The organism is Streptomyces sp. TRM68367 (genome assembly GCF_014495685.1).
Classification (GTDB): domain Bacteria; phylum Actinomycetota; class Actinomycetes; order Streptomycetales; family Streptomycetaceae; genus Streptomyces.
Genome location: NZ_JACTVI010000063.1, coordinates 37,268 through 47,200 on the forward strand (window position 1 = coordinate 37,268; position 9,933 = coordinate 47,200).

Annotated in this window: 17 protein-coding genes and 1 pseudogene; all 18 read left to right on the plus strand. The window is 65.8% G+C overall.

Translation table 11 applies throughout. The features are described 5' to 3' along the window. Window position 1: 1 nt before the first annotated feature. The gene (rplX, locus tag H8R17_RS30685) at window positions 2–325 is read left to right on the plus strand and encodes a 50S ribosomal protein L24 (protein ID WP_187826479.1); all 324 of its coding nucleotides are present in this window, start codon (window positions 2–4) and stop codon (window positions 323–325) included. Next, complete coding sequence (gene rplE, locus H8R17_RS30690; RefSeq protein ID WP_187826480.1) at window positions 325–882, plus strand: 50S ribosomal protein L5; 558 nt, start codon at window positions 325–327, stop codon at window positions 880–882. Before rplX ends, rplE begins: the two co-directional genes overlap by 1 nt. 5 nt (window positions 883–887) lie before the next feature. Next, on the plus strand, window positions 888–1,073 hold the full coding sequence (locus H8R17_RS30695; protein ID WP_003956452.1) for a type Z 30S ribosomal protein S14: 186 nt from the start codon (window positions 888–890) through the stop codon (window positions 1,071–1,073). Between the two features lie 213 nt (window positions 1,074–1,286). After that, on the plus strand, window positions 1,287–1,685 hold the full coding sequence (gene rpsH / locus H8R17_RS30700; RefSeq protein WP_043503329.1) for a 30S ribosomal protein S8: 399 nt from the start codon (window positions 1,287–1,289) through the stop codon (window positions 1,683–1,685). Window positions 1,686–1,708: 23 nt separating this feature from the next. After that, a complete protein-coding gene (rplF, locus tag H8R17_RS30705; protein WP_187826481.1) occupies window positions 1,709–2,248 on the plus strand; it encodes a 50S ribosomal protein L6 in 540 nt (179 codons plus the stop codon). A 3-nt stretch (window positions 2,249–2,251) separates the two neighbouring features. Beyond that, window positions 2,252–2,635 (plus strand): 50S ribosomal protein L18, encoded by a 384-nt coding sequence (rplR, locus tag H8R17_RS30710; protein WP_187826482.1) that lies wholly within the window; start codon window positions 2,252–2,254, stop codon window positions 2,633–2,635. Between the two features lie 43 nt (window positions 2,636–2,678). Further along, window positions 2,679–3,284, plus strand: a complete 606-nt coding sequence (gene rpsE, locus H8R17_RS30715) for a 30S ribosomal protein S5 (RefSeq protein WP_009190144.1) — start codon at window positions 2,679–2,681, stop codon at window positions 3,282–3,284. Window positions 3,285–3,286: 2 nt separating this feature from the next. Beyond that, window positions 3,287–3,469: a 50S ribosomal protein L30 gene (rpmD, locus tag H8R17_RS30720; RefSeq protein ID WP_187826483.1), complete on the plus strand. Its 183-nt coding sequence runs from the start codon at window positions 3,287–3,289 to the stop codon at window positions 3,467–3,469. Window positions 3,470–3,471: 2 nt separating this feature from the next. Next, window positions 3,472–3,927: a 50S ribosomal protein L15 gene (rplO, locus tag H8R17_RS30725; RefSeq protein ID WP_187826484.1), complete on the plus strand. Its 456-nt coding sequence runs from the start codon at window positions 3,472–3,474 to the stop codon at window positions 3,925–3,927. Window positions 3,928–4,235: 308 nt separating this feature from the next. Then, the gene (locus H8R17_RS30730) at window positions 4,236–4,613 is read left to right on the plus strand and encodes a hypothetical protein (RefSeq protein WP_187826485.1); all 378 of its coding nucleotides are present in this window, start codon (window positions 4,236–4,238) and stop codon (window positions 4,611–4,613) included. A gap of 352 nt (window positions 4,614–4,965) precedes the next feature. Continuing rightward, window positions 4,966–6,279, plus strand: coding sequence for a preprotein translocase subunit SecY (gene secY / locus H8R17_RS30735; RefSeq protein ID WP_187826486.1), 1,314 nt, complete (start codon window positions 4,966–4,968; stop codon window positions 6,277–6,279). After that, entirely contained in the window at window positions 6,279–6,941 is a 663-nt protein-coding gene (locus tag H8R17_RS30740; protein ID WP_187826487.1) for an adenylate kinase, read from the plus strand. The genes secY and H8R17_RS30740 overlap by 1 nt, the downstream gene beginning before the upstream one ends. Window positions 6,942–7,080: 139 nt before the next feature. Further along, window positions 7,081–7,917: a type I methionyl aminopeptidase gene (gene map, locus H8R17_RS30745; RefSeq protein WP_187826488.1), complete on the plus strand. Its 837-nt coding sequence runs from the start codon at window positions 7,081–7,083 to the stop codon at window positions 7,915–7,917. Window positions 7,918–8,202: 285 nt separating this feature from the next. Continuing rightward, window positions 8,203–8,424 (plus strand): translation initiation factor IF-1, encoded by a 222-nt coding sequence (infA, locus tag H8R17_RS30750; protein ID WP_003948620.1) that lies wholly within the window; start codon window positions 8,203–8,205, stop codon window positions 8,422–8,424. Window positions 8,425–8,485: 61 nt separating this feature from the next. After that, window positions 8,486–8,599 carry a 50S ribosomal protein L36 gene (gene rpmJ, locus H8R17_RS30755; RefSeq protein WP_003948619.1) on the plus strand — a complete coding sequence of 38 codons (114 nt, stop codon included), beginning with the start codon at window positions 8,486–8,488 and terminating at the stop codon, window positions 8,597–8,599. Window positions 8,600–8,790: 191 nt separating this feature from the next. After that, window positions 8,791–9,171, plus strand: coding sequence for a 30S ribosomal protein S13 (gene rpsM, locus H8R17_RS30760; protein WP_187826489.1), 381 nt, complete (start codon window positions 8,791–8,793; stop codon window positions 9,169–9,171). Between the two features lie 65 nt (window positions 9,172–9,236). Next, complete coding sequence (gene rpsK, locus H8R17_RS30765; protein WP_003948617.1) at window positions 9,237–9,641, plus strand: 30S ribosomal protein S11; 405 nt, start codon at window positions 9,237–9,239, stop codon at window positions 9,639–9,641. 179 nt (window positions 9,642–9,820) lie between these two features. Then, window positions 9,821–9,933, plus strand: a pseudogene (locus H8R17_RS30770) (DNA-directed RNA polymerase subunit alpha); the annotation flags it as partial.

Below are 9,933 nucleotides of genomic sequence, written 5' to 3' on the forward strand. Positions count from 1 at the left end.
CATGAAGATCAAGAAGGGTGACCTGGTCCAGGTCATCACCGGCAAGGACAAGGGCAAGCAGGGCAAGGTCATCGCCGCTTACCCGCGCGAGGAGCGTGTCCTGGTCGAGGGTGTCAACCGGGTCAAGAAGCACACCAAGGCCGGTCCGACGGCTCGCGGCTCGCAGGCCGGCGGGATCGTGACCACCGAGGCCCCGATTCACGTCAGCAACGTGATGCTGGTCGTGGAGAAGGACGGCAACAAGGTCCCGACCCGCGTCGGCTACCGCTTCGACGACGAAGGCAACAAGATCCGCGTTGCCAAGCGGACGGGTGAGGACATCTGATGACGACCACCGTGACTCCGCGTCTGAAGCAGAAGTACCGCGAGGAGATCGCCGGCAAGCTGCGTGACGAGTTCAAGTACGAGAACGTCATGCAGGTTCCGGGCCTCGTCAAGATCGTGGTCAACATGGGTGTGGGCGACGCCGCCCGCGACTCCAAGCTGATCGAGGGCGCCATCCGCGACCTCACCACGATCACCGGTCAGAAGCCGGCCGTCACCAAGGCCCGCAAGTCCATCGCGCAGTTCAAGCTGCGCGAGGGACAGCCGATCGGTGCCCACGTCACGCTCCGTGGCGACCGCATGTGGGAGTTCCTGGACCGCACCCTGTCGCTCGCGCTGCCGCGCATCCGCGACTTCCGCGGCCTGTCCCCCAAGCAGTTCGACGGCCGTGGCAACTACACCTTCGGTCTCACGGAGCAGGTCATGTTCCACGAGATCGACCAGGACAAGATCGACCGCGTCCGGGGTATGGACATCACCGTGGTCACCACGGCGACCAACGACGCTGAGGGCCGCGCGCTCCTCCGTCACCTCGGCTTCCCCTTCAAGGAGGCGTGAGCGAGATGGCGAAGAAGGCTCTGATCGCGAAGGCTGCTCGCAAGCCCAAGTTCGGCGTGCGTGCGTACACCCGCTGCCAGCGCTGCGGTCGTCCGCACTCCGTGTACCGCAAGTTCGGCCTCTGCCGCGTGTGCCTTCGTGAGATGGCTCACCGTGGCGAGCTGCCGGGCGTGACCAAGAGCTCCTGGTAATCCCGTAACAGGGCATTCCAGAGGCTCTCGGTAAGCAATGGGCGTGTCAGGCGCCCTCCCCTCCATGGCATAGGCTAGGAGGGTTGGGCGCCTGACTGCCGCCCGTACGACTTACTACGCCGTAGGTCCACCGCGCCGCACCCGTCCCGTCTCGGATCGGGGAGAGGGATGGCGCACCAGGAAACCCCGGCGAGAGAGGCCGAAGGCCAATTCATGACCATGACTGATCCGATCGCAGACATGCTCACGCGTCTGCGGAACGCGAACTCGGCATACCACGACTCTGTGTCGATGCCGCACTCGAAGATCAAGTCGCACATCGCGGAGATCCTCCAGCAGGAGGGCTTCATCACGGGCTGGAAGGTCGAGGACGCCGAGGTCGGCAAGAACCTCGTCCTGGAGCTGAAGTTCGGCCCCAACCGTGAGCGCTCCATCGCGGGTATCAAGCGGATCTCCAAGCCCGGTCTCCGGGTCTACGCGAAGTCCACCAACCTGCCGAAGGTGCTCGGCGGCCTCGGCGTGGCGATCATCTCCACGTCCCACGGTCTGCTCACCGACAAGCAGGCGCAGAAGAAGGGCGTGGGTGGGGAAGTCCTCGCCTACGTCTGGTAATTCGGGAACGGAGGAGAGACACAATGTCGCGTATCGGCAAGCTCCCCATCCCGGTTCCCGCCGGCGTGGACGTCACCATCGACGGCCGTACGGTCGCGGTCAAGGGCCCCAAGGGCGAACTGACCCACACCGTTGTCGCGCCGATCGAGATCGCTAAGGGCGAGGACGGCACCCTCCAGGTGCTGCGCCCGAACGACGAGCGGCAGAGCAAGGCCCTGCACGGCCTGTCCCGCACGCTGGTGGCGAACATGATCACCGGTGTGACCCAGGGATACGTCAGGAAGCTCGAAATCAGCGGTGTCGGTTACCGCGTCCAGGCCAAGGGCTCCAACCTGGAGTTCTCCCTGGGCTACAGCCACCCGATCCTGGTCGAGGCCCCCGAGGGCATCACCTTCAAGGTGGAGACCCCGACCCGTTTCTCGGTCGAGGGCATCGACAAGCAGAAGGTCGGCGAGGTTGCGGCCAACATCCGCAAGCTGCGCAAGCCCGACCCGTACAAGGCCAAGGGCGTCAAGTACGAGGGCGAAGTCATCCGCCGCAAGGTCGGAAAGGCGGGTAAGTAAGCCATGGCATACGGGCAGAAGATCCTGAAGGGCGACGCCTACAAGCGCGCCGCGATCAAGCGCCGTCACATCCGGATCCGCAAGCGGATCAACGGTACGGCGGAGCGTCCCCGTCTGGTCGTGACCCGCTCCAACCGCCACATCGTGGCGCAGGTGATCGACGACCTGAAGGGCCACACCGTGGCGTCGGCGTCCACCCTGGACAGCTCGATCCGCGGTGGCGAGGACGACAAGTCCACGCAGGCCAAGAAGGTCGGCGCCCTGGTCGCCGAGCGTGCCAAGGCCGCCGGTGTCGAGGCCGTCGTGTTCGACCGTGGTGGTAACCAGTACGCGGGGCGCATCGCCGCCCTGGCGGACGCCGCCCGCGAGGCCGGACTCAAGTTCTGAGTCCTGGTTCCGTAGCTAGCGGAGACAGAGAGAGGTAATTCCAATGGCTGGACCCCAGCGCCGCGGTGGCGGTGCCGGTGGCGGCGAGCGGCGGGACCGGAAGGGCCGTGACGGCGGCGCAGCTGCCGCCGAGAAGACCGCGTACGTTGAGCGCGTTGTCGCGATCAACCGCGTCGCCAAGGTTGTGAAGGGTGGTCGTCGCTTCAGCTTCACCGCGCTGGTCGTGGTGGGCGACGGCGACGGCACCGTGGGTGTCGGATACGGCAAGGCCAAGGAGGTGCCGGCCGCCATCGCCAAGGGCGTTGAGGAGGCCAAGAAGCACTTCTTCAAGGTCCCCCGGATCCAGGGCACCATCCCGCACCCCATCCAGGGTGAGAAGGCTGCCGGCGTCGTTCTCCTCAAGCCGGCCTCGCCGGGTACCGGTGTTATCGCCGGTGGTCCCGTGCGTGCCGTGCTCGAGTGCGCCGGTATCCACGACGTGCTGTCGAAGTCGCTCGGCTCCGACAACGCGATCAACATCGTGCACGCGACCGTGGAGGCCCTGAAGGGCCTGCAGCGTCCCGAGGAGATCGCGGCCCGCCGCGGTCTGCCGCTCGAGGACGTCGCCCCTGCGGCCCTGCTGCGTGCGCGTGCCGGGGCAGGTGCGTAATCATGGCGCAGCTCAAGATCACGCAGGTCAAGTCCTACATCGGCAGCAAGCAGAACCACCGTGACACCCTGCGGACGCTCGGGCTCAAGAAGCTCGGCGACGTGGTCGTCAAGGAGGACCGCCCCGAGTTCCGCGGCATGGTTCGCCATGTCCGCCACCTCGTGACGGTTGAGGAGGTCGACTGATCATGGCGGAGAACAACCCGCTCAAGATCCACAACCTCCGTCCCGCCCCGGGCGCCAAGACCGCCAAGACCCGCGTCGGTCGTGGTGAGGCGTCGAAGGGTAAGACGGCCGGTCGTGGTACGAAGGGCACCAAGGCCCGTTACCAGGTTCCGGAGCGCTTCGAGGGCGGCCAGATGCCGCTGCACATGCGCCTCCCGAAGCTGAAGGGCTTCAAGAACCCGTTCAAGACCGAGTACCAGGTCGTGAACCTGGACAAGCTCGCCGCCCTCTACCCCGAGGGCGGGGAGGTCACGGTAGCCGACCTGGTCGCCAAGGGTGCCGTTCGCAAGAACAGCCTCGTCAAGGTGCTCGGCCAGGGCGAGATCTCCGTGGCGCTGCAGGTGACGGTCGACGCCGTCTCCGGCTCCGCCAAGGAGAAGATCACCGCCGCCGGCGGTACCGTCACCGAGCTCGTCTGAATCGCTCGGCGCTCATCACCGGCGGTGATGCGCAGTTAGCTGCATCCAGCCCCGCTCCGCGACTGCCGGAGCGGGGCTGGCGCTGTTTGCAGATCCCCGCGGCCACAACTCAGGTCAGTCCCAGGAGGGTTCGGGAGAGCGACCACCGCGTCACGTCCGGGTCGGCTCCGCAAAGTCTTGGACATGACATCAGAAGTGAACTAGTGTTCCATTGCTCGCCGTTGCACCTTGAGTACCTGCAGTAACGGCGGGCGTTTCGCTGCTTACGGGGGGGCGTTTCACGCCCCAGCAGAGTGAAAGAGGAACCGATGACCAAGTCCAAGCTCACTCGTATGGCCATGGTTGGGGCGGCTGCCGCAACCATGGTCGTGGCGTCGACGGCTCCCGCCATGGCCGTCAGCAACAAGACCATCTATCTCGACGGTAGCCGGGGGTACATGAAGTTCATCGACGACGGGGACGTCTTCCAGGTCTGTGACACCAGGGCGGACGGCCACGGCGTCACCGGCACGTTGTGGGTCAGGAACGCCGGTGGAGTGGTGTCCAAGGTGTTCGACCTGGGCGACGGCGGCGATGCCGGCTGCAACAAGAAGGGGTACAACGTCGGCCAACTGGCCAGCTACAGAATGCAGGTCACCTGGAACGGCGGCGGGGGCAGCAAGTTCTCCGCGTGGTTCAACGAGTAGACCGACGGTCCACGCACGCTCACCTCACAAGTCAGGCCCCATATCGTGACAGTTCACGACTGTTGATGACCTGTGGCAGTAGGGGCGGCACATGATGACAGGGCCCTGCGGTGGGTCGGAGGGCACCTGGCCGGCCGGCGTACCGGGGGCCCTGTTGTCGTGGCATACACTGCCGATCGCCAGGCCAGGGGCGTGAAGGAGCAGGTCGGCATCCCGCTCGGTCCTCGATATGGGTAGGCTGTGCTGTCGGCGCCCAGCGCCGTCTTGTCATGCCGTAATCTCGTTGTCCAGGTCATCAACCTCGTTACCCATCCACCTCACGCGCGCACACGCGGGGGTCGCAGGAGGCACCGTGCTCACCGCGTTCGCCCGGGCGTTCAAGACGCCCGACCTGCGCAAGAAGCTGCTCTTCACGCTTGGCATCATCGTGCTCTACCGGGTCGGTACGCACATCCCGATCCCGGGTGTCGACTATCGAAGCGTGCAGGAGTGCGTCGACCAGGCGTCCGGCAACCAGGGCCTCTTCGGCTTGGTCAACATGTTCAGCGGTGGCGCTCTGCTGCAGATCACGATCTTCGCGCTCGGCATCATGCCGTACATCACGGCGAGCATCATTCTGCAGCTGCTGACCGTGGTCATCCCGCGCCTGGAGGCCCTGAAGAAGGAGGGCCAGTCCGGCACGGCGAAGATCACGCAGTACACCCGTTACCTGACGGTGGCCCTCGCCATCCTGCAGGGCACCGGCCTGGTGGCCACCGCCCGCAGCGGCTCCCTGTTCCAGGGCTGCACGGTCGCCCAGCAGGTCGTCCCGGACACCGCGATCTTTCCCACCATCGTCATGGTGATCTGCATGACCGCCGGTACGGCCCTGGTCATGTGGCTCGGTGAGCTGATCACCGACCGCGGCATCGGCAACGGCATGTCGATCCTGATGTTCATCTCGATCGCCGCGACCTTCCCGTCCGCGCTGTGGGCCATCAAGCAGCAGGGCAAGCTCGCGGACGGCTGGATCGAGTTCGGCACCGTGATCGCCGTCGGCCTGGTCATGGTCGGCCTGGTGGTCTTCGTCGAGCAGGCCCAGCGCCGCATTCCGGTGCAGTACGCGAAGCGCATGATCGGCCGCCGTTCCTACGGTGGCACGTCCACCTACATCCCGCTCAAGGTGAACCAGGCGGGTGTGATCCCCGTCATCTTCGCCTCGTCGCTGCTCTACATTCCGGCGCTGATCGTCCAGTTCGCCAACTCTCAGGCGGGATGGGCGACCTGGATCACTCAGAACCTGGCCGACACGGGGGCGCCCGCGCACATCACCGTGTACTTCTTCCTGATCATTTTCTTCGCGTTCTTCTACGTGGCGATCTCCTTCAACCCCGAGGAAGTCGCCGACAACATGAAGAAGTATGGTGGCTTCATCCCGGGCATCCGGGCTGGCCGACCGACCGCTGAGTACCTCAGCTACGTACTCAACCGGATCACCTGGCCGGGTTCGCTGTACCTGGGCCTGATCGCTCTCGTGCCGACAATGGCGTTGGCTGGTTTCGGGGCAAACCAGAACTTCCCGTTCGGCGGGACCAGCATCCTGATCATCGTGGGTGTCGGCCTCGAAACGGTGAAGCAGATCGAGAGCCAGCTCCAGCAGCGCAATTACGAAGGGTTCCTCCGCTGATGCGAATCGTCCTCGTCGGGCCGCCGGGTGCGGGCAAGGGAACGCAGGCGGCGTTCCTCGCCGAGAACCTGTCCATCCCGCACATCTCCACGGGCGACCTGTTCCGAGCCAACATCAGCCGGCAGACGGAACTCGGCAAACTCGCGAAGTCCTACATCGACGCGGGCAATCTGGTGCCGGACGAGGTCACGATCGGCATGGCCAGGGACCGCATGGAGCAGCCCGACGCCGAGGGCGGCTTCCTGCTGGACGGGTTCCCGCGCAATGTGTCGCAGGCCGAGGCGCTGGACGAGATGCTGCAGAACGAGGCCATGAAGCTGGACGCGGTGCTGGACCTGGAGGTCCCCGAGGAAGAGGTGGTCAAGCGGATCGCTGGCCGCCGCATCTGCCGCAAGGACTCCTCGCACGTGTTCCACGTGTCGTACAAGCCGGCCGCGAAGGAGGGCGTCTGCGACGTCTGCGGCGGCCAGCTGTACCAGCGGGACGACGACTCAGAGGAGACGGTCCGCAAGCGGCTGGAGGTCTACCACACGCAGACCGAGCCGATCATCGACTACTACAAGGCCCAGGGCCTGGTGGTCACGATCTCGGCGCTCGGCAAGGTGGAGGAAGTGACCAAGCGGGCCATGGAGGCCCTCCAGCGCGAGGAAGACGGCAAGTAGTCGTTCGTACGCCGGTTGCAGCCGCGGTTCCCTGAGCAGGGGCCGCGGCTGTGCTGTGGGGGCGCCCGAAGCCACGCCGGTCCCACGTATCGTTGAGAGCAGTCCGCCGCCTCCTGGTCCGAGAAAGGCCGTAGCCCCCATGGTGCAGATCAAGACCCCCGAGCAGATCGCCAGGATGCGTGAGGCGGGGCTGGTCGTCGCCGCCATTCACGCGGCCACGCGGGAGGCCGCGGTGCCCGGGGCCACGACCAGGGATCTGGACCGCGTGGCCCGCAAGGTGCTCGCCGAGCACAACGCCAAGCCGAACTTCCTGGGGTACGGCGGCTTCCCCGCGACGATCTGCACCTCCGTGAACGAGGTCGTCGTGCACGGCATCCCGTCCGACGACGTCGTGCTCAAGGACGGGGACATCATCTCCATCGACGCCGGCGCGATCATCGACGGCTGGCACGGCGACGCGGCCTACACCGCCTTCGTCGGCTCCGGTCACGATCCGGAGCTGGTCGAGCTCTCCCAGGTGACCGAGGAGTCGATGTGGGCCGGTATCGCGGCCATGAAGCAGGGCAACCGGCTGGTCGACATCTCCCGGGCCGTCGAGACGTACATCCGCCGTCAGCCCAAGGCCGGCGGCGGCCGGTACGGGATCATCGAGGACTACGGCGGCCACGGCATCGGCTCCGAGATGCACATGGACCCGCACCTGCTGAACTACGTCGACCGCCGGCGCGGCAAGGGACCGAAGCTGGTCCCGGGCTTCTGCCTCGCGATCGAGCCCATGGTGTCCCTGGGCACGCCGAAGACGGTCGTCCTGGAGGACGACTGGACGGTCGTCACGACCGACGGCACGTGGTCGTCCCACTGGGAGCATTCGGTGGCGTTGACCGAGGCCGGGCCGCTGGTGCTTACGTCTCCCGACGGGGGTAAGGCGAAGCTGGCGGAGTACGGGGTCGTCGCTGCTCCGGATCCGTTGGCGTGAGCGCCTGCTGGGGAGGGTGGTTCTGTTCGTCGGCGGCTGCGGGTTCGTCGTGGTTGGTCGCGCCAACGCGGCGGAGCCGCATATCCCACACGGCCCCGCGCACTTTCGGGGCGCGACCCTTCCGGTGCTTAATGATCTGCCTGTTGGGGCAGACTCCCTCGATTCGTCTTTCCGGGTGCGCTGACGTAGACTGACTCGTCGGCTCTTGTGCATCCGCATGCCTGCGTGTGCTCGCACAGCGGGTGAGTTGGAGTCGATCAAGGTAGTCGATTCGAAGGGCGAAGCGTGGCCAAGAAGCAAGGTGCCATCGAGATCGAGGGCACTGTCGTCGAGTCTCTGCCGAACGCCATGTTCAAGGTCGAGCTCCAGAACGGCCACCAGGTCCTGGCACACATCAGCGGCAAGATGCGCATGCACTACATCCGCATCCTCCCTGACGACCGGGTCGTGGTGGAGCTGTCTCCGTACGACCTGACGCGTGGCCGGATCGTCTACCGCTACAAGTAGATCTTGCCGGTGCCCCGGGCCTCCCGGGGTGGTGGCACTGACCCGGAGAACCTCACATCCCATGAAGGTCAAGCCGAGCGTCAAGAAGATCTGCGACAAGTGCAGGGTGATCCGCCGTCACGGCCGGGTCATGATCATCTGCGACAACCCGCGCCACAAGCAGCGCCAGGGCTGACCGCACGATCACACCCTCTGCGATTCGCAGAACTTCGCGCGACGCGAGCTGAGTTTGTTCATACGCAGGGCCCGAGCCGTTCGTACGGCTCGATACCCCCGGTTCGGAGGCTGGGGACCCGGTTCGTACCTGATACGGCGGCCGGGAGCCGGTTCTGCGGAAGACCTCCGAAGATCACCAGGAGCCATTGAATGGCACGCGTTTCCGGTGTCGACATCCCGCGCGACAAGCGCGTGGAGGTCGCCCTCACCTACGTGTTCGGGATCGGCCGGACCCTGTCCCAGCAGACGCTGGCCGAGACCGGTGTCAACCCGAACACCCGCGTCCGCGATCTGACCGAGGAAGAGCTCGTCAAGATCCGCGAGTATGTGGACAACAACTTCCGGACCGAGGGTGACCTCCGTCGCGAGATCCAGGCCGACATCCGCCGCAAGGTCGAGATCGGCTGCTACCAGGGTCTGCGGCACCGCCGCGGTCTGCCCGTCCGCGGTCAGCGCACCAGCACCAACGCTCGCACCCGCAAGGGCCCGCGTCGCGCCATCGCCGGCAAGAAGAAGCCGGGCAAGAAGTAGTCCGCAGCGGACACCTGTCCACGGTCTTCGCTGTAGGACCGACCACCTCCACAGGAGCTTGATACATGCCCCCCAAGGGACGTCAGGGCGCTGCCAAGAAGGTGCGCCGCAAGGAAAAGAAGAACGTCGCTCACGGCCACGCGCACATCAAGAGCACGTTCAACAACACCATCGTTTCGATCACCGACCCGACCGGCAACGTGATCTCCTGGGCCTCCGCCGGCCACGTCGGCTTCAAGGGCTCCCGGAAGTCCACGCCGTTCGCCGCGCAGATGGCCGCCGAGTCGGCCGCCCGCCGCGCCCAGGAGCACGGCATGCGCAAGGTCGACGTGTTCGTCAAGGGCCCGGGCTCCGGTCGTGAGACCGCGATCCGTTCCCTGCAGGCCACCGGTCTGGAGGTCGGCTCCATCCAGGACGTGACGCCGACCCCGCACAACGGCTGCCGTCCGCCGAAGCGCCGTCGCGTCTGACGTTCGCCTCACAGGATGGGGGTGTGGGGGTATCCCCCACATGGCACAGTCGGGCGATACGGCTCTCGTAAGAGGTCGTATCGCCCGTACCCTTGCAGTACCCGTCCCTTCTGTTCGGGGGGCGGCTTGAGTCGGGCGTCAAATAGCGGGCGCCCCCGACTGAAGGATCTGATCCACACATGCTGATCGCTCAGCGTCCCTCGTTGACCGAAGAGGTCGTCGACGAGTTCCGCTCCCGGTTCGTGATCGAGCCGCTGGAGCCGGGCTTCGGCTACACCCTCGGCAACTCCCT